Source organism: Mycobacterium fragae (genome assembly GCF_002102185.1).
GTDB classification, from domain to species: domain Bacteria; phylum Actinomycetota; class Actinomycetes; order Mycobacteriales; family Mycobacteriaceae; genus Mycobacterium; species Mycobacterium fragae.
This window is the reverse complement of the sequence record NZ_LQOW01000003.1, coordinates 76,346-97,857: the sequence shown is the minus strand read 5'-3', so window position 1 is coordinate 97,857 and position 21,512 is coordinate 76,346. Positions and strand designations below refer to the sequence as shown.

The following is a 21,512-nucleotide window of genomic DNA, read 5'->3' as shown; positions in this document are numbered from 1 at the left end:
CTGATTCTTATCAGCCGGTCGCAGGCGCACCGCCGCGGGCCGGGCTGGCGCTCAATACGAACGCGTCGACGGGCTGCTCGTGACCGCGAAGATGCAGCGTGCGGGGGGTGCCTTGGGCCGCGACATCGTCGGCGACGCCGCGCGCGACAACCACCTCTCCGCCCGCGGCGCCTTGCTGCAGTCGCGCAGCGGTGTTCACCGGGTCACCGAGCGCGGTGAAGTCGACCACCGCGTCGCCGACGTTGCCGACGTAGGCGACGCCGGCGTTGACGCCGACACCCACGTCCAGCCAGGGCCCCTCGGGCGTGCCGTAGCCGATGGCCGCCAGCAGGTCCGTCGCGGCCTGCACCGCCCGTCGGCGATAGTCCGGCCCGCTGATGCCCTTCACGAAAAACGCCATCACTTCGTCACAGATGAGCTTGCCGATCACCCCGCCGTGGCGCAGCAGCACCTGCGTCGCCGCAGCGTAGAACCTGTTGAGCAACGCGGCGAAGTGGGCTGCCTCGGCCGACTGCCCGATCGCGGTGGAGCCGCGCACGTCGGCGAAGAGCACCGCGATGTCGACTTCGGCTCCCCCGCTCGGCAGTGAGTCGCAGCAGCGCGTACACAGGTTGGGGTTTTTGCGCGACTGCCGAAAACCCGCGACTCCCAGCACTCGCCCCGCCGGCCCGCCGAACGGGTTATTGCACAGCTTGCAGCGCGGCGCCGACGGCAGGTAGCGAAACAGATGTCGCGTTCTGACCAGCGAGGCATGACCATCTGTGAGCACATGCGCCCACTGCTCAGCGGGGTCAGTCATGGTCGACTCATTATCCGCTTTTGCGGCGGGTAGCGTCGTCGAACGTGTCACGCATCGTCGTCATCGGCGGCCACGGCAAGGTCGCGTTGCATCTGGCCCGCATCTTGACCGAGCGTGGCGACGAGGCGACCTCGGTGTTCCGCAATCCCGACCATGCCGACGACGTCGCCGCGACCGGTGCTCGTCCGGTGGTCGCCGACATCGAGCAGCTCGACACCGCCGCGCTCACCGAGTTGCTCGCCGGGCACGACGCGGTCGTGTTCTCCGCCGGTGCCGGTGGCGGCAACCCGGCGCGGACCTACGCCGTCGACCGCGACGCCGCGATCCGCACGATCGACGCGGCCGGAGACGCGGGTGTGCGCCGGTTCGTGATGGTGTCGTACTTCGGCGCTAGGCCGGACCATGGTGTACCGCAAGACAATTCGTTTTTCCCCTACGCCGAGGCGAAGGCGGCCGCCGACGCCCACCTGCGCGCCAGCGACCTCGATTGGACCGTGCTGGGGCCCGGGCGGCTCACGCTGGAACCCCCGACGGGGCGGATCGCAGTCGGCGAGCCGAAAGGTGAAGTCTCGCGGGCCGACGTCGCGCAAGTCGTCGCCGCCGCGCTGAGCGACGACTCCACCATCCGACGCACCATCGAGTTCAACAATGGGGACGTCCCCATCGCCGAGGCGCTGGCCGCCGGGTAATCTCGACGACGCAGCTGGTCTGCCGGCACGAGTGTCGGCATCGAGCGAGGCATGTTGAATATGTCTCGCGAGAGGGAACCCGGTGAGAGTCCGGGACTGACCCGCAGCGGTATGCAGGAACGACCGCCGTCATCAGCACTGGTCTTGGGACCGGGAAGCGACGGCCACTAGGAGCACCACCCGGTGCGTGCCTGCGAGTCCGAAGACCTGCCGGCTGTGCCGGGCGTGCCGCGCCTGGCGGCTCATCGCCTCGTGGAATGGGCGAACGGCTGTAGCGGTTGTAGTGCCGTGCGTCCGTCTGGCGATGACCACCACCTCGAGTGTTAGGACCAACTCGTGACCGCTAAACCATTTACCGCCACCGTCACCGGCTCCCCGCGCATCGGCCCGAAACGCGAACTCAAACGCGCGACCGAAGGCTATTGGGCCGGGCGAACCAGCCGATCCGAGCTGGAGGACGTCGCCGCCACCCTGCGCCGCGACACCTGGGCCGAGCTGGTGGCCGCCGGCCTGGATTCCGTGCCCGTGAACACCTTTTCCTACTACGACCAGATGCTCGACACCGCAGTGCTGCTGGGCGCGCTGCCGGCCCGGGTGCGCACCGTCGGCGACGAACTGGACCGCTATTTCGCCGCGGCCCGCGGCACCGATGACATTGCGCCGCTGGAGATGACCAAGTGGTTCGACACCAACTACCACTACATCGTCCCCGAAATCGGGCCCGGCACCCGATTCATGCTGAACCCCAACAAGGTGCTAGGAGAGTTGAAAGAAGCACTGCAGCAACAGGTTCCGGCGCGGCCGGTGCTCATCGGCCCCATCACCTTCCTATTGCTGAGCAAGGCGGTCGATGGTGCGGGCGTACCGATCGAGCGGCTCAACGAGCTGATCCCGCTCTACTCCGAGCTGCTCGGCCTGCTCGCCGACAACGGCGCCGAATGGGTGCAGTTCGATGAGCCGGTGCTGGTGACCGACATCTCCCACGACGCGCCCGGATTGGCCGAACGGGTCTACACCGCGCTCGGGTCGGTGACCAAGCGGCCGGCGATCCACGTCGCCACCTATTTCGGTGACCCAGGCGCGGCCCTGCCCGCGCTGGCGCGTACACCCGTCGAGGCGATCGGCGTCGACCTGGTCCGCGGCGCCGACACTGCAGTCGCGTCGGTTCCCGAGCTGGCCGGCAAGACGCTGGTGGCCGGCATCGTGAACGGGCGCAACGTCTGGCGCACCGACCTGGAAGCGGCGCTCGGCCGACTGGCGACGCTGCTGGGGTCGGTGGAGGCAGTGGCGGTGTCCACGTCGTGCTCGACATTGCACGTGCCCTATTCCCTTGCGGCCGAGACCGATCTGGACGACGAGCTGCGCAGCTGGCTGGCGTTCGGCGCGGAGAAGGTGCACGAGGTGGTCACCTTGGCGCGCGCATTGCGCGACGGCCGTGACGCGGTGGCCGACGAGATCGCGGCGTCGGCCGCCGCAATGGCATCGCGGCGCGCGGATCCCCGGCTGCGCAATGCACAGATCCGCGCACGCATCGACGCGATCACCGCGTCGGGCACGCATCGCGGGCCGGCGGCCGAACGCCGCGAGGCCCAGAACGCGCGGCTGCACCTGCCCCCGCTACCGACCACCACGATCGGCTCCTACCCGCAGACCTCCGCGATCCGCAAGGCCCGCGCCGCGCTGCGGGCCGGCGAGATCGACCAGGACGAGTACGTGCGGCGGATGAAGGCCGAAATCGCCGACGTGATCAAGCTGCAGGAGCAACTCGGCCTCGACGTGCTGGTGCACGGCGAGCCGGAACGCAACGACATGGTGCAGTACTTCGCCGAGCAACTCGACGGGTTCTTCGCCACCCAGAACGGCTGGGTGCAGTCCTACGGCAGCCGCTGCGTGCGCCCGCCGATCCTCTACGGCGACGTGGTCCGCACCCACCCGATGACGGTCGAATGGATCACCTACGCCCAGTCGCTGACCGACAAGCCGGTCAAGGGCATGCTGACCGGACCCGTGACGATCCTGGCCTGGTCGTTCGTCCGCGACGACCAGCCACTGGCCGACACCGCCAACCAGGTCGCGCTGGCCATCCGGGATGAGACCGTCGACCTGCAATCAGCAGGCATCGCCGTCATCCAGGTCGACGAGCCCGCACTGCGCGAACTGCTGCCGTTGCGCAACGCCGACAAGGAGGACTACCTGCGCTGGGCGGTCGGCGCGTTCCGGCTGGCGACGTCGGGAGTCGCCGACTCGACCCAGATCCACACCCACTTGTGCTACTCGGAATTCGGTGAGGTGATCGGCGCGATTGCCGACCTCGATGCCGACGTCACCTCGATCGAGGCGGCCCGTTCGCACATGGAGGTGCTGGACGATCTGAACGCGGTCGGCTTCTCCAACAGCGTGGGGCCGGGCGTCTACGACATCCATTCGCCGCGGGTGCCGAGCAGCGACGAGATCGTCACGTCGCTGCAGGCCGCCCTGAAAGCCGTTCCGGCTGACCGGCTGTGGGTCAACCCCGACTGCGGGCTCAAGACCCGCAACACCGACGAGGTGACCGCGTCGCTGAGCAACCTGGTCGCCGCGGCGAAAGAGGTGCGGGCCAGAGCCGGCTAGCGTGGCGCCCGGCGGCAACGAGTGTGCGCTCACGGCATCGAGTGTGCGTACAGGGCGGGCTTTTCGCCGATTCGCCGCCACCAGTACACACTCGATCGGGCGCCGAGCCTCACACCTGCCGGGCGACGCTGTCGTCCACCTGGACCGGCATGTCGTCGGCCCACGGCTGGCGGGTCACCATGTCGGCGACCCGGACGTATCCGCGTTCGAATTCGCCTGTGGCAGCGTCGACCAGCCGATAGGCCTGGGTTTGGCGGTGGATCGGCTGCGCGTCGAGTAATACGACTCGCACCTCGCCCGGCTCGAAGTGACAGCGCTCCTGCATGGCGGCGATCAGTTGCTCGTTGTGCATGTGGCCGTCGCCGAAGTTCCAGCCGATGGCGGTGGAGCAGATCCGTTCGCCGTCGATGATGACGTAGTCGTCCTCGTTCTGGCCGGCCATCGCCCGGTGGGCCAGCGTAAACAGCGCTCGGCCGTGAGTGTTGAAGCCGCGGAACGCATATCCCATGTAGATCGGGATCTGCGCCGCCTCGGGGCTGCCATAGAACCGCTCCAGCTGGGCCTGAGGCATGCTGGCGATTGCCACGATGCCGTCCTCGATCTTCTGGTTGCCCGACGGCTTGATGCACCACAGTGTGGTGTCCCAGTTCCCCGCGTAGTACCGCATGCCGGGCAGGAACGAGACCTTTCGCGGGAAGACGTTGCCCAGCGCGACGATTCCGGCGACGACGACAAACAGAATCGCCACCGGCACAGGGTGTTTCAGGTCGCTCAATCCGAGTCGCGCGTGAGCGACGAACAACGACAACACCCCGAAGATCATGAAGACGTTCCACTCCAGCGGGACCCCCATCGGGATCGACACCAAAATCCCCAGGTGGAAGCAGACCATGACGAAAGCCGCCACCGCGGTCGGCCAGCCGCCGTGGCAGAAGAACAGCGGAAGCGGCACCAACATCTCGATCGCGGTGCTGATGTGAGCCAGCAGCCGCGACGGCCGCCCGGGCCGCAGATCGTCGGGGAAGCTCTCGAAGAACCGCCGCTTGAGCCAGCGCGGTCGCACCAGCGGGTTGTTGGACATCATCGTCGAGATCACAAACGGGAAGTGCTTGTTGAGCTTTGAGGTCGCCGCGCCTATCCAGATCACCAGGAACACCAGCTTGGAGGCGACGATCATGTCGGCGCCGCCGAACAGGAACGTCACCGTCATCGTTACGTAGACCTCGCCGCGGGCGGCCAAAAAGATCACCTTGTCGCGCAACCCCAGCACGCCGACGAGGACCAGGATCGTCACGATCTGCCACATCGGCAGCAACCCGACCGTGGTGCCCAATTCCGGTGCCGGGCCGGTGCCGTCCGAGAACAGCGCCCAGGTCGTCATCACCAGTAGCGCCGCGTAGAGCGCGACATCGACTGGGCCGCGGGCGTCGCCCTTGGTCAACGGGACTTGGCGCGGCCACGGTGGCAGTCGAATGGTGCCGGGTCGCAACCAATACAGGACCGAGCCCATCGGCGGGAAGAATCGGTTGTTCAGCGGGCCGAAGCCGCAGCCCAGCCCGATCACCTCGAAGAGCATCGTGTAGAGCACGACCTTCTCGAAGACAATCGGCTCGGACCACCAGGATGCGACGTCGGTGAAGCCGAGTCCGTTGGTGACAGAGGCAAACAGCCACCCGCCGAGGATGTAGAGCAGGATTTTGGCGACGTAGAACAGATGCAGTGCCACCGGCGTTCCGAAGCCCACCTCGGCCCAGTGCTTGGCCATCGGACGGATCTTTTCGCTGCGGGTGCCCTTGCTCCACTCCGCCATGTCGACCTGCGGCAGTTCGGGCTTGAGGAATCCCATGGCCGACAGATTAGAACGTGTTCTAGACCGATGAAACGGGGTTGACGGCCCTATTGACTACTACTTGCTGTAGTAGTAGACAGAGTCTATGCAACCACCGGAGAACCTGCGTTGGGCGGCAGTCGCATTCGCGATCGGGTTCACGGTGCATGGCCTGGACCATCTGCGTCGCGGTATGTCGGCATCACCACCGTTCATCATGGTCGGCGGCACCGTGCAGGGGCTGTTCGTGGTGCTGGCGGTGGCGCTGGTGCTCATGTGTCGCCCGCGCGCACCGCTGGCCGCGATCGCGGTCGGGTTCGGCAGCGCGCTGGTGTTCACCTATGCGCATCTGTTGCCGACGTTCTTGCCCGGTTACCAGGACAGCTTCATCTCGCCACCGCACATCAACGTGACTTGGCTATCGTGGTTCAGCGCCGTCGCCGAGATCGGCACCGGCATCGTTTTCGGGTTGGTCGGCTTACGGGAGGTGGCCGGTGTCAGGGATTCTGTTTTTCGACGGCGCGTGCGGAATGTGTACCAGGGCGGTGGATTCGATCCTGAAGCTCAATCGGACGGGAGACCTGCAGATCGAACCGCTGCAGGGCCCGGGAGTCGCTGAGCGACTACGTATTCCGCCCTCGCAGCTGCTCGAATCGAACTGGTGGCTGGATACGTCGGGAGCGGTATACGCTGGCGCAGAGGCAACGAACGCGGCCGTGTCGGCCGCGATCGGCACCACGCTGCCGCTGAAGCTGTATCGAATTCCCGGTATCCGGTCTCTGCAAGACGCCGTCTACCGCTGGGTGGCCGGACACCGCTACCGATTCCCCGGAAAGACGCCGTACTGCGAGTCACACCCGACCGCCTGTTGAGCTGAGCGATCGCTGCGGCCGGCCCGAATACTCGCTCAGCGGACGGATCAGGGCATTGGAACCGGCCTGCTCGATGATGTGAGCGGTCCACCCGGTGATTCGGCTCATCACGAACAGCGGTGTGAAGCTGGGTATGTCGAATCCCATCAGGTAGTACGCCGGGCCAGTGGGGAAATCGAGGTTGGGTTTGATTCCGGTGGCGGCGAACATCTCGGTTTCCAGCACCCGATACATGTCCAGCCAGCGCGCGCCGTCGCGGACCGCGGCGACCCGGGTCAGCGCCTCTTTCATCGTCGGCACCCGTGAATCGCCGTTCTTGTAGACGCGATGCCCGAAGCCCATGACCTTCTCTTTGCGAGACAGCTTGCCGTGCAACCATTCCGACGCTTTGTCGGGATGGCCGACGTCGATCATGTCGTGCATGACCGCCTCGTTGGCGCCGCCGTGCAACCGGCCCTTGAGCGCGCCGATCGCCGCCGTCACCGCACTGTAGATATCCGACTGCGTGGAGGTCACCACCCGCGCCGCGAAAGTCGATGCGTTGAAGCCATGCTCGGCGTAGAGGATCATCGACTGCTCGAACGCGGAGACGATGACCGGTTCGGGCACTTCGCCGAAACACATCCGCAGGAAGTTTTCGGCATAGCCCAGCTGGCTGTGCGGCGCGATCGGCGCCAGACCGCGACGCCGGCGCATGTCGGCGGCGACGATTGTCGGCAGCACCGCGAACATCCGTAGCGCCTTCGCGTAATTCGCGGATTCGGCACTGTCATCCTCGTCGGGATCTTCGGCGCCCAGATAGCTGATTGTGGTGCGCACTACGTCCATCGGATGACAGTTGTCCGGCAGCTTGGCCAACAGCGACAGCATCGAGCGGTCCAGCCGGCGGCTGGCGCGTTCGCGTTGGCAGAACAGCGCCAGCTCGCCGTCGGTGGGAAGTTCGCCGTGCCACAGCAGATAGGCGGCCTGTTCGAAACTGCAATGCGCGGCCAGATCCTGGACCGGGTACCCGCGGTAGGTCAGCGAGTTGGTCTCGGGCACCACCTTGGAGATGGCCGTGGTGTCGACCACGACACCGGCCAGGCCCTTGTGGACAGTCATCAGTCGCCTCCCGCGATTTCGTTGTCGAACTGGGTGTACTGCGCGTAGCGCACTAGCTCGTAGAGCCTGCTGCGCTGCTGCATGCGATCCAGCAGTCCGGATTGTGTTCCCGCCGCCTGCATTTCACGAAGGCCGGCCTCGACGCCGAACATGGCCAGCCGCAGTGTGGTGACCGGGTAGATCACGACGTTGTAGCCGATGTCGGTGAGCTGTTGCACGCTCAGCAGCGGCGACTTGCCGAACTCGGTCATGTTGGCCAGCAACGGGATATCGATCGCCGCGCGGAACTGCTCGAACTCGTCCGCCTCGGACAGCGCCTCGGTGAAGATCATGTCGGCGCCCGCGTCGGCGTAGGCACGGGCCCGGTCGATCGCGGCCGGCAAGCCCTCGACGCCGACGGCGTCGGTGCGGGCACAAACCACGAAGTTGGGGTCCCGGCGCGCGGCCACCGCCGCGCGTATCCGTCTGACCATCTCGGCGGTCGGGACGAGGGCCTTGCCGTCGAGGTGCCCACATCGCTTGGGGTTGACCTGGTCTTCGAGGTGGCAGCCGGCCAGTCCGGCATCCTCCAGAACGGTGACGGCACGCGCGACGTTCATCGGCTCGCCGAATCCGGTATCGGCGTCGATCAGGGTGGGCAGGTCGGTGGCCGCGGCGATCTGCGCCCCGCGAGCCGTGACCTCGGTCAGGGTGGTCAACCCGATATCGGGCAACCCGAGGTCGGCCGACAGCGCGGCGCCGGAGACGTAGACACCGTCGAATCCGATCTCGGCGACGAGCTTGGCTACCAGCGGTGAGAATGCCCCCGGAAACCGTTGCAGCCGACCGGAATCAAGCCCGGCGCGCAACACCAGGCGCTTGTCGGCGGCGCTGGAAGCCGCCGCCAGCAACCCGGTCATCGGAAGATTCCCGACGGAATCGTCGGAGCCTTGTCCAGCACCTCCGGCGCGACTCGCACATTCAGCGCGCCCAGCTCGCCGCCTTTCAACTCACCGACACGCTGCACGGTGTCCAGGAACCGTTGCCGCTCAGTGGCATCCACGACACCTTCAGCGAGCTCGGTGAACTTGGCAACATATTGTTCCCGTCCGAACGGCCGCGCCCCCAACGGATGTGCGTCGGCGACGGCCAGCTCATCGCTGATCACCTCACCGCTCTTGAGCGTCACCTCAGCGCGCGCCCCGAACGCCTTCTCGGCCGGGTCCGTCGAGTGGTATCGGCGGGTCCACTCCGGATCCTCGACGGTGGAGATCTTGTGCCACAACTCGATCGTGTCCGCGCGGTGCGCCCGTTCCGGGGCATACGAGCGTTCGTGGTGCCAGCTGCCGTCCTGCAGCGCGACAGCGAAAATGTAAGGCAGCGAATGATCCAGCGTCTCCCGCGACGCGTCCGGATCGAACTTCTGCGGGTCGCCGGAGCCGGTGCCGATCACGACGTGGGTGTGGTGGCTGGTGTGCAACACGATCGACGCGATCTGTTCGAGGTCGCCGATGCGCTCGCGCAGCCGGCGCGCCAAGTCGATCGGTGCCTGGCTTTGATACTCCGCGGAATGCTCCTTGGTGTAGCTGTCCAGGATCGCCCGCTTGGGCTCCCCAGGCGCGGGCAGGGGCACCTCATAGGTGTGCTCGGGACCCGAGAGCAGCCAGGCGATTACGCCGTCCTCGCCCTCGTAGATCGGAGCGGGCGAACCCTCGCCGCGGATCGCGCGGTCGACGGCCTCGATGGCCACCTTCGCGGCGTGGGCGGGTGCGAATGCCTTCCAGCTGGAGATCGACCCCTTGCGGGATTGCCGGGTGGCAGTGGTCAGGTGCAACGCCTGCCCGATCGACTGATAGATGGTCTCGGGGTCCAGCCGCAACATCGTGCCCAGCCCGGCGGCCACCGACGGGCCGAGGTGCGCGACGTGGTCGATCTTGTGCTCGTGCAGACAGATTCCGCGGGCCAAGTCGATCTGGATCTCGTAGGCGGTGGCCAGCCCGCGAATCAGGTCGGCACCGCGCACGCCGAGTTGCTGGGCGACCGCCACCAACGGCGGGATGTTGTCGCCGGGATGGGAGTACTCTGCGGCCAGAAACGTGTCGTGGAAGTCGAGTTCGCGCACCGCGACGCCGTTGGCCCACGCCGCCCACTCCGCCGAGTAGCCGCCGTCGACGCCGAAGACCGTCGCACCCGGCTGGGCCCGATGCGTCAGCGCCTGCTGACGGGCGGTGGCGACCGGTCGCCGCAACACCGACGCCGCACAGACCGCCGCGTTGTCGATCATCCGGTTGATCACCATCGCCTCGCACTCGGCGGGCACGGGCACCGGGTCGGCCGCGACCTCCGCGATCTTGTAGGCCAGCTGCTCGGTGCGCGGAAAGTCGTCGGCGCTGCGGTGAGTGCGGACGGAATGGATCAACATAATCCGCACACTATGCAATGCGGATATCAAATGAAAGTCCCAGCACATGCGTAATTTTGTGTCCTCAGCCGGCGCAGATTGCGAAAGTTGCAAAAGGCAAGCGGGGTAGCATCTCGATCGTGGCGAAGATGTTTTCCGGCGCGCGGCTACGACGGCTGCGCGACGAGCGCGGCCTCACACAGGTCGCGCTGGCCCGGGCGCTCGGCCTGTCCACCAGCTACGTCAACCAGCTGGAGAACGACCAGCGGCCCATCACCGTGTCGGTGCTGCTTGCGCTCACCGAGCGTTTCGACCTGCCGCCGCACTACTTCTCCTCCGACTCCGACGCCCGGTTGGTGGCCGACCTGTCCGACGTCTTCACCGCCACGGCGGCCCACGAGACGGTCAGCCCGGCTCAAATCGAAGAACTGGTCGCCCGGATGCCCGAGGTTGGCCGCAGCCTGGTTGCCATGCACCGACGGCTGCGCGATGCCACCGAGGAGCTGGAGGCCTATCGCTCCCGCGCGACCACCGAAACATCGATGCCCCTCGAGGGCCCGATGCCGTTCGAGGAAGTTCGCGACTTCTTCTACGACCGCAACAACTACATCGGTGAACTCGACATTGCGGCCGAGCAGATGTTCACCGAGAACGGGATGACCATCGGCGGGCTGGACATTCAGCTGGCGACACTGATGCGGGAGCGATTCGACGTCACGGTGGCGGTTGACGGCGGCCTCGCCGAACATGCCAAGCGGTCCTATGACCCGGGCACCAAGGTGCTGCGGGTGGCGCATTGGCTGCTGCCGGGCCAGCGGGCCTTCCAGATCGCCACCCAACTCGCACTGCTGAGCCAGTCGGATTTGTTGTCGGCACTCGTCGCGACTGACGACCAGCTCAGCCCAGAATCACGTGGGGTGGCCCGGGTCGGGCTGGCCAACTACTTCGCCGGCGCGTTTCTATTGCCTTACCGCGAATTTCACCGCGCCGCAACAGAATTACGTTACGACATCGACCTACTGGCCCGCCGGTTCGAGGTCGGCTTCGAGACCGTGTGTCACCGGCTTTCAACATTGCAGCGCCCGCAGCTGCGGGGTGTGCCGTTCATCTTTGTGCGAACCGACAAGGCCGGGAACATCTCAAAGCGCCAGTCAGCCACGGCATTTCACTTCAGCCGCGTCGGCGGCAGCTGCCCCTTGTGGATAGTGCACGACGCCTTCGCCCAGCCGGGCCGGATCGTCACCCAGGTGGCACAGATGCCCGACGGCCGCTCGTATTTCTGGATCGCCAAGACCACCGCGCCGGAGGGGCGGGGTTATCTGGGCCAGCACAAGAGTTTCGCCGTCGGTTTGGGCTGCGATCTGGTCCACGCGGACAAGCTGGTGTACTCGACCGGGGTCGCCCTCGACGACCCCAACACCGCCGTGCCGATCGGGGCGGGCTGCAAGATCTGCAACCGGTCGGCGTGTCCGCAGCGCGCATTTCCCTACCTCGGCGGACGCGTGATCGTGGACGAGAACACCGGCAGCAGCCTGCCGTATTCGCCGAGTAATCGACGCGAGGCATCGCGATCGGTGTAGCTTGCTGCTGGTGCCAGAGGTTGACTATTGCGTCGTCGGTGCGGGATTCGCCGGTTTGACCGCCGCACTGCGGCTCAAACAGGCGGGCCGCGCGGTGGCCGTGCTGGAGGCTCGTGACCGCGTCGGCGGGCGCACCTACACCGAAGTGCTCGCCGACGGGTCCTGGGTCGATCGCGGCGGCGCGTGGATCGGTCCGGGACAGGATCGGATCTACGCGCTGATGAACGAGTTCGGTGTGCCGTCCTACAAGCAATACACCGATGGCAAATCCATGATGGTCGTCGACGGCAAGCAGCACCGGTATGCCGGCACGATCCCGTGGACGGTAAGCCCATGGGCGACGATGAATCTCGGCATCGGGTTGATGAAGATCCGCCAGATGTGCAGATCGATTCCCCTGGAAGCGCCGTGGGAAGCGCGCAAGGCCGCCGAATGGGACAAGATCAGCCTGGGCGCGTGGCTGGACAAGAACCTGATGTCCGGCCAGGCCCGCGACATGCTGGACGTGGCCCTGGCCGGCCCGTACACCTCGGCCGCATCGGAGGTGTCGTTGCTGTGGATGCTCTACCAGATGGCGTCGGGAGGCGGACCGGACTTTGTGGTGTCGAGCAAGGGCGGCGCCCAGGATTCGCGCCCGGTCGGTGGGATGGGCGCGATCTACCGGCCGATGGCCGCCGAACTCGGTGACGCGCTGCAGTTGTCGCAGCCGGTGCGGTTCATCGCGCAGGACGATGACGGCGTCGCGGTCCGCTCCGACGACCTGACGGTGCGTGCCCGCCGGGTGATCGTCGCGGTTCCGCTGGCGATCGCCGGCCAGATCCGCTACGAGCCGATGCTGCCGACCGATCGCTGGTTTCTGCATCAGCGGATGCCGGGCGGCGCGATCGTCAAGGTCTCGGTCGTCTACGACGAGCCGTTCTGGCGCGCCGACGGTCTGTCCGGCCAGACCGTCTCGCCCGGATCGCCGGTCACCCTGACCATCGACGCCTGCACGGACACCGGCACGCCGGGCGTGCTGTGCGTCATCACCGAAGGCCCCGCGGCGCGGGCATTGGGACGGCTTGACGAAGCCGATCGCAGAGCGACAATCGTGCGCGAACTGGTCGACCGGTTCGGCGCCAAGGCCGCCTCTCCCGTCGGCTACCACGAGCAGGACTGGACCGTCGAGCGCTATTCCGGCGGCGGGATGATCAGCCACGCCCCCACGGGGGTGTTGACGGAGTTCGGGCCCGCGCTGCGTGAGCCGTGCGGTCGCATCCATTGGGCCGGAACGGAGAGCTCCGCGGTCATGTGCGGATGGGTCGACGGCGCCGTCCGCTCCGGGGAGCGCGCCGCCACCGAGGTGATGGCACGCGAAACAGCTACTGCTCCTGCTTGACCGGCGGACGATAGAACAGCAGCAGCTGACCGATGCCGCCGCCCAACCCCAGCAGCACCGAGATCAGCAGACCCTTCCAGCCGAAGTAGCGCCACCCGAAGAGCAGCCAGTCCAGGCTGTACTCCCCAGGGCCCACCGTTGCCACCGCCACGGCGCTGACGGCGAGCACCATGACGTACTCCCAGCCTTCGTTGATGATGAAGAATCCGTGCGGCCGGTGGACGGTCCAGGCCGCCACGAACATCAGCGCGACGAAGCCGGCGGCCGGAATCGGGGTAAGCAGTCCGGCGGCCAGCCCCAACCCGGCGCTCATCTCAGTGCTCGCCGCGACCACCGCCTGGAACGTGCCGGCCTTCATGCCGATGCTTTCAAACCAGCGCGCGGTGCCCGGGATGCGGCCGCCCCCGAAGAACTTGTTGTAACCGTGGGCCGCCAGAGTCAGCCCCAGCACGACCCGCAGGATCAGTAACCCGACATCGTAGGCAGTCATAGACGCCAACCTAGATCATGCCGCGCCGACGGCCATATGCCGCTTGCCCCACTGGCACATCGCTTCGGTCACCGGCCGCAGTGACTCCCCGTATTCGGTCAACGAGTACTCGACCCGCGGCGGCACGTCAGCAAAGACCTCGCGACGGACGATGCCGTCGGTTTGCAGCTCGCGCAGTTGTCGCGCCAGAACCCGGTCACTGATCCCGCGGGTCTTGCGGCGCAATTCGGCGAACCGCTGTGCGCCGTCGGTCATCAGATGGAATATCAGCACGGCCTTCCACTTGCCACCGATGACCGCCAGCGTCGCCTCGACCGGACACTCGAAGTTCTCGTCCACACTAACCTCCGGCTCAGCTACCCACTTGAAAGTACGTTCTTGTCCGGTGTTCAGGTTCAACGTAGCGTCCCCATCACCGCAAGCCCACAAAGGAGTTAGCCATCAAAATCGCGATCATTGGCGCCGGCAACGTCGGAAAGACGCTGGGCACCGCGTGGCGAAACCGCGGCCACGACGTCACATTCGGCGTGCGCAACCCCGATGACCCAAAGTACGCGTCGCTCGACGCCGTCACCACCAACGAACCAGCCGCAGCGCCAGCCGACATCGTCGTGCTGTGCACGCCGTGGCAGGGCACCCAGCAGGCCCTCCAGGCCAGTGGCGACCTGTCCGGCAAGATCCTCGTCGACTGCACCAACCCGCTGACGCCCGACATCACCGGGCTCGAGGTGGGGCACACCACCTCCGCCGCCGAGCACGTAGCGCAATGGGCGCCCGGCGCCCGGGTCTGCAAGGCGATGAACCAGATCGGTGCACCGATGATGGACGGCCCCCAACTGCCCGGCAAGCCGGTGATGTTCGTTTGCGGTGACGATGACGAGGCAAAGTCGGTGACCGCCGGATTGGTCGCCGAGCTCGGTTTCGAAACCGTTGACGTCGGCGACTTGACGCTGGCCCGCCTGCTCGAGCCGTACGCCCTGCTCTGGATCCACCTCGCGTTACGGCGAGGGCTCGGCACAAATTTCGGGTTTGGCCTGCTGCGTTCCTGACACGACTTTGCCGAAAGGTAACCTCGGTGGGTGTCACGACGTGCCTCCACCCAGCCACGTGCCGTGCTGTTATTGGACGGCGGCGCGGGCACTACGCCGGAGATGCTGGGCCACAAGGGGTACGCCATCGACACCATGCGTCGCCACGGCCTGCCGGTGCCGCCTGCCTTTTGCATCACCACGGACGTCGGGGCCCGCTATCTGACAGACCCCGAGTCGACGATGGACGCGGTCTGGGACGACGTGCTCGACGGCCTGCGTCGGCTCGAAGCCGCGACAGCGCGCACATTCGGGCGGGGGCCCCGGCCGCTGCTGGTCAGCGTGCGCTCCGGTGCGGCGGTGTCGATGCCCGGGATGATGGACACGGTGCTGGATCTGGGCATAAGCGACGAGGTCGAACAGGCGCTCGGGACCGCGGCGTTTGCCCGCGATACGCGTCGGCGGTTCATTGGCGGTTACCGACGCATCGTCGCCGACACCGTGCCCGACGACCCCTACTTACAGTTACGCGCCGCGATCGAGGCGGTGTTCGCGTCGTGGAATTCGCCGCGCGCGGTCGCATACCGCGCCCATCACGGGCTCGACGACCGCGGCGGCACCGCTGCAGTGGTACAGGCGATGGTGTTCGGCAACCTCGACGCCAATTCCGGTGCCGGCGTGGTGTTTTCCCGCAATCCGATGACCGGTACCGACGACGAGTTCGGCGAGTGGCTGCCCCGCGGGCAGGGCGACGACGTGGTTTCGGGCATGGTCGACGTCCAACCGATCAGCGCGCTGCGTGACCAGCAGCCGCGCGTCTACGACGAGCTGGCGGTGGCTGCCCGCACGTTGGAGCGGCTCACCTGCGACGTGCAGGAGATCGAGTTCACCGTAGAGGACGGCAGGCTCTGGCTGCTGCAGACACGGCCGGCGAAGCGCTCCGCGCAAGCCGCGGTGCGACTGGCGCTGCACCTGCGCCGCGACGGGCTGATCGATGACGCGGAGATCATGCGCCGGGTGACCCCGGACCACGTGCAGGCGCTGCTTCAGCCGTTACTGCAGCCGGAAACACGTTTGGCCGCAACACTTTTAGCTCGCGGACTGGCTGCGAGTCCTGGGGTGGTAACGGGACGGGCATACACCGAGGTGGACGCCGCGGTGGATGCCGCAGAGCGTGGCGAGGACGTCATCCTGGTGCGCAATCACACCAGCCCCGATGACATTCACGGCATGCTGGTCGCGCGGGGCGTCGTTACCGAAACCGGCGGGGTAACCAGCCACGCCGCGGTGGTCAGCCGTGAACTGGGCCGGGTGGCCGTGGTGGGCTGCGGCGCCGGGGTCGTCGAATCGTTGGCCGGCCGGCTGATCACCGTCGACGGTAACGAAGGCGAGGTACGCGACGGCGCACTGGAACTGGTCGCCTGGTCGGAGGATGACACGCCAGAGCTGCGCGAGTTGACCGAGATCGCACAGCGACTAAGTCCGCTGCGCGGCGGTCCGCTGATCGCCATGCTCAGCGCACTGCTGAGCAACAACCATGAGTGAATTGACTGTGCTGCAGGCACTTCGGTTCAAGGGCCGCGTGAGCAACGCCGATTTGGCCGCGACCTTGGGCGAGGATCCGATCGACGTCGCCGCCACCGTTGAGCAGCTCACCCGGTCCGGATTGCTCGTCGACGGGAAACAATTGCGAATCAGCCCCGAAGGGCGCCAGCGCCTCAATGAGCTGCTCGCCGAAGAGCGCGAGGCCGTTGACGCGGCGGCGTTGACCGCCACCTACGACGATTTCCGTTCGGTCAACGCCGAATTCAAGGCTCTGGTCACCGACTGGCAGGTCAAAGACGGCCAGCCCAACACCCACGAGGACGCGGACTACGACGCGGCCGTCATCGCCCGCCTCGACCGTCTGCACCAGCAGGCGCTGCCGATCATCACCGCGGCCGCGGCCCAGCTGCCGCGGCTGGGCCGCTATGCGGAGAAATTGCAAGCGGCACTCGACAAGCTGCGCGGCGGTGACAACTCCTGGCTGTCCCGACCGCTCATCGACTCCTACCACACCGTGTGGTTCGAACTGCACGAGGATCTGATCCTCGCTATCGGCCTGACCCGGAACTCCGTTGAGGACCAGTGAGTTACAGCTCTGCGTCCAGGCGCTGCACGTAGGTGTCGACGTCGCCGATCGCCGATTCGGCCGTGTGGACACTGATCGCGACCGTGTCGCCGATACCGTGTACACCGTGTGTGAGGCCCATCGCCGGTGATAGTGCCGGATAGCCGGCGGTCAGCAGCACCGGCGCGTCGCCGAAGCGCAGGTCCGCGGGCCCGCGGTCAACGCTTGACACCACGGTGTTGCCGGACACCTGCGGGGGTCGCACGTTCGGGTCGAATTGGCTGACGCCCCAGCGCAGTAGCGGAGCGGGCACCGCGGCGAAGGCCCGGTCGGCCGCGCGCACCGCCGGGTGCTGCGAGCGGCGCCGGGCGTTGGCCAGGTCCGCGGCGATCCGCTCGACCCGGGCCTGCCAAGGCAGGTCCGGATACAGCCCGACCGGGACGTTGGCAAAGTGGTTATGGGCATGGCGCACACCGGGTTTGGCCATCGGCACCTCGGCGCCCAGCGGTCCGGCCGAATCGCCGAGATGCCCGGCAAGCGCACCGGACACCGCGGCGAGCACGGCGACGGTGACCGTGGGGCCACGCAGCTGCGCGCGTTTGCGCACCAGCGTGCGCACCGTGCGTTTGCCCGCGGGCCGGGCATTGATGGACAGCACGGGCCGTGACGGGGCGGGAGGGCGCAGGATCCCGGCGCGGGTGTCGCGCACGAGCTTGCGGTGGGTGCGCGCCGCGTTCACGGCGCGCCACGGCAGGAAGCCCGGCGACAACCTCGTCACCTCGGGTACGGGTTCTGCCCGGCCGAACAACCAGGCGGCCAGCGCCGAGGCGCGCGCCCCGTCGGCCAGCGCGTGTGCGACCTGCATGACCCCGACGGTGCCCGAGCCGGCGGCGCCCGGAATGCCGTACACGGGCGAGAACAGGTGCAAGCGCCACTGGGCTCGACGGACGTCGAGCTGGTCATCGGCGAGCCGGACCACGGCCTCCAGACAGCCTCGCCAGCTGTCGTCATCGAGGCGATGGCGCAGCAGCTGATCGGACTCGACGGCCGCCGGCACCCACCGCGGATAGGTCCACGCCGATCCGTCGTCGACGCGCATCGTCAAGTCTGGACAGGCGTGGGCGCGGCTGCGGACCTCCTCGACGGCGCGCGTGAAGTCAGCCGGCTCGCCGTCGAATGCGTAGAGCAGGAACTGGTCGCTGGGGATCTTGGCCGACATCCAATAGAACTGCGCGTCAACCGCGGCCATCCGGGCCGGCATGACACCCACCCTAAGTTGTCCACAGTCCGACTTATATCCACAGACGGCGCATTGTCGGTGGCCGCGCGTCGGCCTGAATGGATAATATTCGAACATGTGTTCGAGCAGCCGGGATGAGATCGTCGAGGTCCTCGACGCGCTCGAGGCCGACCTCGACCGTGCCCTGGAGTTGTCCTTCGACGCGCTGACCACGCCGGAGCGGCTGGTGATGCTCCAACGTTGCGAGACCTTCCGCCGCCGCCTTCCGGCCGTCGAGCATCCGCTGATCAACCAGGTCGCCCAGCAGGCCGATGCCACCGAGTTGGGCGGCAAGCTGCCGTCCGCGCTGGCCAACCGGCTGCGCATCACCCGCGCCGAAGCCTCACGGCGCATCCACGAAGCGGAGGATCTGGGGCCGCGCACGGCCATCACCGGCGAACCATTGCCGCCGCTACTGACCGCCACCGCTGAGGCCCAGCGGGCCGGACGCATCGGGACCGCACATGTGGCGGTGATCCGCGGCTTTGTCCACCGCCTCCCCGACTTCGTCGACGTGGAAACCCGTCAGAAAGCCGAGGAGCAGCTGGCCCGGTTGGGCGGCCAGCATCGCCCAGACGAGTTGAGCAAGCTGGCCGACAAGCTTACCGACTGCCTCAACCCCGACGGCGACTTCACCGACAACGATCGGGCCCGCCGGCGCAGCCTCATCATCGGCAAACAAGGCCTCGACGGCATGAGCCCGATCACCGGTTATCTGACGCCCGAGGCCCGCGCCACCCTCGACGCGGTCGTCGCCAAGCTGGGCGCGCCCGGCATGTGCAAACCCGACGATCCCGATCCCTGTGTGAGCGGAACACCATCGCAGCAAGCCATCGAAAACGACACCCGAAGCGCCGGCCAACGCAACCATGACGCGCTCACTGTGGCGGGTCGTGCGCTGTTGGCCTCCGGTGATCTGGGCCAACACAACGGGCTGCCCGCCAGCATCATCGTGTCCACCACCCTGGCCGAGCTCGAATCCAGGTGCGGTAAAGCGCTCACCGCTGGCGGCACCCTGCTGCCGATGAGCGATGTGATCCGCATGGCGAGTAATGCCCACCATTACTTGGCCATTTTCGACAAGGGCAAGGCGATCGGGCTTTACCACACCAAGCGCCTGGCCTCACCGGGCCAGCGAATTGTGCTGCACGCCAAGGACCGCGGCTGCTCATTTCCGAATTGCGACGTGCCGGGCTACCTCACTGAAGCCCACCACGCCACTGCCTACGCCCAATGCGGCGTAACCGACGTCAACGACCTCACCCAAGCCTGCGGCCCCCACCACAAACTGGTCACCGACGACGGCTGGACCACCCGCAAAAACGCCAACGGCGACACCGAGTGGATCCCCCCACCCCATCTGGATTACGGCCAACCCCGCACCAACACCTTCCACCACCCCGAGAAACTCCTCCGCGACGACGAAGACGACGACGGACCGTGACGCGCGCGCTAGTGCAGCGTCGGCGCGTACCGCAGCACCGCGCCAACACCGTCGGCCGGGGCGATCCGCTCGTCGCTGCGGACCAGCGATGCGCCGACGGATATCGCGAACATCGGCAACGCCTCGTCGGCTCGCAACGTGCGAGCCGGGGCTGCGCGGCTTCCTTCGAGCCAGCCGCTCGGATCGCCGGTCAGTTGCTGCGTGCCTCAATCTTCGAACTTGAGTCCTGACCGATCATGGGGTCGCGCACCGTACTCCGCCCACGTCCATCGCGGGCAATTCGCACCATCAAACAAGCTAAAACTTGACCGCAAGATCCTGCCGCGCCAACCTGTGCACGCCCCAGAAATAGGTGACGAAGGGCATGGTGCACCACAAGAGGTTCAGGACCACGAACTTGATCCACATCTCAACGGGACTGCTCATGCTCTGCAGATTGTTCGCGATCTCTACCCCGAAGTAGACCGCTGGCAGCGTGACCTCCACGATCATTCCGCCCATGATGAAGGAGAGTTGAGTGCTGGTGAATCGCTCTCCATTCCGGAAGAACTGCACCATCGCGTAAGCCTCGAAGAGGCCGACGAAGAAGGCAATCCACTCAAGGACGACGATGAGCGGGTCACCGTTTAAGTAGCGTGCATCGCCTCCGAGCAGGATGGGCGCCCACATATACGTCCACAGAGCGCCTTTCTGTACGCCGGCCCTGATCTGGTCGAACAGAAGGAGCCACGGCAACTCCCAGATGAATCGTGGGATCAGAGCGATGAACACCCACACGATCACCATCGCGCTCAGCCGCTCCGACGTGGTCCAGTCGCGACGGCCCGCAAGCGGCAGCCACGGCAGAGCAAGCGCCGTCAAGAAACAGCCAACGACGACAACCACCAATCCGGTGGAAGCGACCATATGGGAAACCCCGGCGTGAAATTCGAGGTACCAGAACACGATATGGATGGCGAAGAAGAACGCCAGAACTCCGAACAACGACTTTTGCAGTGACGAGAGACCGCGCCTCTGCCGCGATCCCTGGTGTTCGTCGGCGTTAATCGTCTCCGTCATGGCCCCCCTACCGTTCGCTTGGGTAGCTGCATGCCTGAAGAATGGCACATGCAATGTTTTAAGGGCAAGAGCCGTGATCTAAGGTGCTGTGAATGAGATGGAAGGCGCTGAGCAGGGCGTACTGCGGAGATGGCTGACAGAGCACGAACCGCCCCGCGTCGTCCAAGTACCGGGCGGCAGGAGCGTGGGGATCGGACCCGCGATTTACTCATCGACGAGACGGTCCGGTGCATTCGCGAGGAAGGTTTCTCGGCGGCTAGCGCACGGCACATCATTGAACGAGCCGGCCTGAGTTGGGGTGTCATCCAACATCACTTCGGCGACCGCGATGGCCTGTTGACTGCGGTAATCGAAGATGCAGTTGATCGCCTCGGCGCATCACTTGATCTGTTAGCCGATCCGGCGCAAGTCACGGGCACGGAAGAGTTGGTGCGGACTACGTGGGAAGCGTTTGCCAATCCGAAAGCGATGGCGGGATTGGAAATTCTCATCTCCACCAAGCAGTTGCGTGGCGCGCTTGCGGGGCAACCCATGCAACGTCTGGGCGTGGCGCTGGCGAACATGATGGCGCGATTAAATGCCGCCACCGATGGCGAACATGCCGTCGCGTTGAGCATGCTGCTATGGACTGCACCGGTAGCGATGATGATCGGGGAGATGTTCGACGCTCGCCCGCTGTCCACAAAAGATGCCCAGAAGGCGGTTGCCGATCTGATCGATGCGCATCGCTGAGCGCAGATCTGACTACCAGCCATAGCCGTCGGCCATGCATCGTCCTGCGGGCGCTGGGTGTGGCTAACACCCTGGCAGCTGCCTTAACCTTGTGCCGATTAAAAGGTACTTCAGAAGTTCGCGGCCAACGCCG

The 21,512-nt window shown here is 66.3% G+C and carries 20 protein-coding genes, 1 pseudogene and 1 riboswitch; of the genes and pseudogenes, 11 read left to right on the top strand and 10 right to left on the bottom strand.

Annotated features, from left to right (window positions below):
- Positions 1-10: 10 nt before the first annotated feature.
- On the bottom strand, positions 11-799 hold the full coding sequence (locus AWC06_RS01265) for an adenylate/guanylate cyclase domain-containing protein (RefSeq protein ID WP_085193601.1): 789 nt from the start codon (positions 797-799) through the stop codon (positions 11-13).
- A 44-nt stretch (positions 800-843) separates the two neighbouring features.
- On the opposite strand from AWC06_RS01265, the gene AWC06_RS01260 reads away from it, so the two are divergent.
- Positions 844-1,488, top strand: coding sequence for an SDR family oxidoreductase (locus AWC06_RS01260; RefSeq protein ID WP_085193599.1), 645 nt, complete (start codon positions 844-846; stop codon positions 1,486-1,488).
- 2 nt (positions 1,489-1,490) lie between these two features.
- Positions 1,491-1,717: riboswitch (cobalamin riboswitch) on the top strand.
- A gap of 107 nt (positions 1,718-1,824) precedes the next feature.
- Positions 1,825-4,098: a 5-methyltetrahydropteroyltriglutamate--homocysteine S-methyltransferase gene (metE, locus tag AWC06_RS01255; protein ID WP_085193598.1), complete on the top strand. Its 2,274-nt coding sequence runs from the start codon at positions 1,825-1,827 to the stop codon at positions 4,096-4,098.
- A 109-nt stretch (positions 4,099-4,207) separates the two neighbouring features.
- On the opposite strand, the gene AWC06_RS01250 is transcribed toward metE, so the two are convergent.
- A complete protein-coding gene (locus AWC06_RS01250; RefSeq protein ID WP_085193597.1) occupies positions 4,208-5,944 on the bottom strand; it encodes a DUF3556 domain-containing protein in 1,737 nt (578 codons plus the stop codon).
- A gap of 88 nt (positions 5,945-6,032) precedes the next feature.
- Here AWC06_RS01250 and AWC06_RS23480 point away from each other — a divergent pair, with 88 nt between their 5' ends.
- Together AWC06_RS23480 and AWC06_RS01245 are read left to right on the top strand one after the other, a co-directional pair.
- Complete coding sequence (locus AWC06_RS23480) at positions 6,033-6,545, top strand: hypothetical protein (RefSeq protein WP_227370956.1); 513 nt, start codon at positions 6,033-6,035, stop codon at positions 6,543-6,545.
- Positions 6,457-6,798 carry a thiol-disulfide oxidoreductase DCC family protein gene (locus AWC06_RS01245; protein WP_244898990.1) on the top strand — a complete coding sequence of 114 codons (342 nt, stop codon included), beginning with the start codon at positions 6,457-6,459 and terminating at the stop codon, positions 6,796-6,798. The genes AWC06_RS23480 and AWC06_RS01245 overlap by 89 nt, the downstream gene beginning before the upstream one ends.
- On the opposite strand, the gene AWC06_RS01240 is transcribed toward AWC06_RS01245, so the two are convergent.
- From AWC06_RS01240 to prpD, 3 genes are read right to left on the bottom strand one after another with little or no spacing between them, the layout of a single operon-like run.
- The gene (locus tag AWC06_RS01240; RefSeq protein WP_085193593.1) at positions 6,778-7,899 is read right to left on the bottom strand and encodes a bifunctional 2-methylcitrate synthase/citrate synthase; all 1,122 of its coding nucleotides are present in this window, start codon (positions 7,897-7,899) and stop codon (positions 6,778-6,780) included. The genes AWC06_RS01245 and AWC06_RS01240 overlap by 21 nt on opposite strands.
- A complete protein-coding gene (gene prpB / locus AWC06_RS01235; protein ID WP_085193591.1) occupies positions 7,899-8,798 on the bottom strand; it encodes a methylisocitrate lyase in 900 nt (299 codons plus the stop codon). Before prpB ends, AWC06_RS01240 begins: the two co-directional genes overlap by 1 nt.
- Positions 8,795-10,300, bottom strand: a complete 1,506-nt coding sequence (gene prpD, locus AWC06_RS01230) for a 2-methylcitrate dehydratase PrpD (RefSeq protein WP_085193589.1) — start codon at positions 10,298-10,300, stop codon at positions 8,795-8,797. The genes prpB and prpD overlap by 4 nt, the downstream gene beginning before the upstream one ends.
- A 128-nt stretch (positions 10,301-10,428) precedes the next feature.
- Here prpD and AWC06_RS01225 point away from each other — a divergent pair, with 128 nt between their 5' ends.
- Positions 10,429-11,859: a short-chain fatty acyl-CoA regulator family protein gene (locus AWC06_RS01225; protein ID WP_085193952.1), complete on the top strand. Its 1,431-nt coding sequence runs from the start codon at positions 10,429-10,431 to the stop codon at positions 11,857-11,859.
- A 10-nt stretch (positions 11,860-11,869) separates the two neighbouring features.
- Positions 11,870-13,237 (top strand): flavin monoamine oxidase family protein, encoded by a 1,368-nt coding sequence (locus tag AWC06_RS01220; protein WP_085193950.1) that lies wholly within the window; start codon positions 11,870-11,872, stop codon positions 13,235-13,237.
- On the opposite strand, the gene AWC06_RS01215 is transcribed toward AWC06_RS01220, so the two are convergent.
- Both AWC06_RS01215 and AWC06_RS01210 read right to left on the bottom strand, forming a co-directional pair.
- A complete protein-coding gene (locus AWC06_RS01215) occupies positions 13,221-13,727 on the bottom strand; it encodes a DoxX family protein (protein WP_085193587.1) in 507 nt (168 codons plus the stop codon). The two genes, AWC06_RS01220 and AWC06_RS01215, sit on opposite strands and share 17 nt — an antisense overlap.
- 15 nt (positions 13,728-13,742) lie before the next feature.
- On the bottom strand, positions 13,743-14,066 hold the full coding sequence (locus AWC06_RS01210) for a winged helix-turn-helix transcriptional regulator (RefSeq protein ID WP_085193585.1): 324 nt from the start codon (positions 14,064-14,066) through the stop codon (positions 13,743-13,745).
- Between the two features lie 101 nt (positions 14,067-14,167).
- Here AWC06_RS01210 and AWC06_RS01205 point away from each other — a divergent pair, with 101 nt between their 5' ends.
- Genes AWC06_RS01205 through AWC06_RS01195 form a run of 3 tightly spaced genes read left to right on the top strand, consistent with a single transcriptional unit; the run spans position 14,168 to position 16,886 of the window.
- Positions 14,168-14,776 (top strand): NADPH-dependent F420 reductase, encoded by a 609-nt coding sequence (locus tag AWC06_RS01205; RefSeq protein ID WP_085193583.1) that lies wholly within the window; start codon positions 14,168-14,170, stop codon positions 14,774-14,776.
- A gap of 30 nt (positions 14,777-14,806) precedes the next feature.
- A complete protein-coding gene (locus tag AWC06_RS01200; protein ID WP_264032969.1) occupies positions 14,807-16,300 on the top strand; it encodes a pyruvate, phosphate dikinase in 1,494 nt (497 codons plus the stop codon).
- Positions 16,293-16,886, top strand: coding sequence for a MarR family transcriptional regulator (locus tag AWC06_RS01195; RefSeq protein ID WP_085193579.1), 594 nt, complete (start codon positions 16,293-16,295; stop codon positions 16,884-16,886). The genes AWC06_RS01200 and AWC06_RS01195 overlap by 8 nt, the downstream gene beginning before the upstream one ends.
- 1 nt (position 16,887) lies before the next feature.
- Here AWC06_RS01195 and AWC06_RS01190 read toward each other — a convergent pair whose 3' ends face one another.
- Positions 16,888-18,126, bottom strand: coding sequence for a WS/DGAT domain-containing protein (locus tag AWC06_RS01190; RefSeq protein WP_372457976.1), 1,239 nt, complete (start codon positions 18,124-18,126; stop codon positions 16,888-16,890).
- Between the two features lie 94 nt (positions 18,127-18,220).
- Between AWC06_RS01190 and AWC06_RS01185 the strand changes: the two genes are divergently transcribed.
- Positions 18,221-19,588 carry an HNH endonuclease signature motif containing protein gene (locus tag AWC06_RS01185; protein WP_085193577.1) on the top strand — a complete coding sequence of 456 codons (1,368 nt, stop codon included), beginning with the start codon at positions 18,221-18,223 and terminating at the stop codon, positions 19,586-19,588.
- 8 nt (positions 19,589-19,596) lie between these two features.
- Here AWC06_RS01185 and AWC06_RS23475 read toward each other — a convergent pair.
- Positions 19,597-19,743 (bottom strand): annotated as a pseudogene (locus tag AWC06_RS23475) (Rv2629 family ribosome hibernation factor); the annotation flags it as partial.
- Between the two features lie 142 nt (positions 19,744-19,885).
- The gene (locus AWC06_RS01180; RefSeq protein WP_085193947.1) at positions 19,886-20,647 is read right to left on the bottom strand and encodes a hypothetical protein; all 762 of its coding nucleotides are present in this window, start codon (positions 20,645-20,647) and stop codon (positions 19,886-19,888) included.
- Positions 20,648-20,776: 129 nt separating this feature from the next.
- Here AWC06_RS01180 and AWC06_RS01175 point away from each other — a divergent pair, with 129 nt between their 5' ends.
- Positions 20,777-21,379 carry a TetR/AcrR family transcriptional regulator gene (locus AWC06_RS01175; protein WP_085193576.1) on the top strand — a complete coding sequence of 201 codons (603 nt, stop codon included), beginning with the start codon at positions 20,777-20,779 and terminating at the stop codon, positions 21,377-21,379.
- Positions 21,380-21,512 lie beyond the last annotated feature (133 nt).

Bases quoted from the DNA above. Each gene is read 5' to 3' on its own strand.
- AWC06_RS01180 (WP_085193947.1), bottom strand. From the start codon at position 20,647: ATGACGGAGACGATTAACGCCGACGAACACCAGGGATCGCGGCAGAGG.
- prpD (WP_085193589.1), bottom strand. From the start codon at position 10,300: ATGTTGATCCATTCCGTCCGCACTCACCGCAGCGCCGACGACTTTCCG.
- AWC06_RS01175 (WP_085193576.1), top strand. From the start codon at position 20,777: ATGGCTGACAGAGCACGAACCGCCCCGCGTCGTCCAAGTACCGGGCGG.
- AWC06_RS01185 (WP_085193577.1), top strand. From the start codon at position 18,221: ATGTGTTCGAGCAGCCGGGATGAGATCGTCGAGGTCCTCGACGCGCTC.
- prpB (WP_085193591.1), bottom strand. From the start codon at position 8,798: ATGACCGGGTTGCTGGCGGCGGCTTCCAGCGCCGCCGACAAGCGCCTG.
- AWC06_RS01190 (WP_372457976.1), bottom strand. From the start codon at position 18,126: ATGCCGGCCCGGATGGCCGCGGTTGACGCGCAGTTCTATTGGATGTCG.
- AWC06_RS01250 (WP_085193597.1), bottom strand. From the start codon at position 5,944: ATGGGATTCCTCAAGCCCGAACTGCCGCAGGTCGACATGGCGGAGTGG.
- AWC06_RS01195 (WP_085193579.1), top strand. From the start codon at position 16,293: ATGAGTGAATTGACTGTGCTGCAGGCACTTCGGTTCAAGGGCCGCGTG.
- AWC06_RS01245 (WP_244898990.1), top strand. From the start codon at position 6,457: ATGTGTACCAGGGCGGTGGATTCGATCCTGAAGCTCAATCGGACGGGA.
- AWC06_RS01225 (WP_085193952.1), top strand. From the start codon at position 10,429: ATGTTTTCCGGCGCGCGGCTACGACGGCTGCGCGACGAGCGCGGCCTC.
- AWC06_RS23480 (WP_227370956.1), top strand. From the start codon at position 6,033: ATGCAACCACCGGAGAACCTGCGTTGGGCGGCAGTCGCATTCGCGATC.
- AWC06_RS01265 (WP_085193601.1), bottom strand. From the start codon at position 799: ATGACTGACCCCGCTGAGCAGTGGGCGCATGTGCTCACAGATGGTCAT.
- AWC06_RS01215 (WP_085193587.1), bottom strand. From the start codon at position 13,727: ATGACTGCCTACGATGTCGGGTTACTGATCCTGCGGGTCGTGCTGGGG.
- AWC06_RS01240 (WP_085193593.1), bottom strand. From the start codon at position 7,899: ATGACTGTCCACAAGGGCCTGGCCGGTGTCGTGGTCGACACCACGGCC.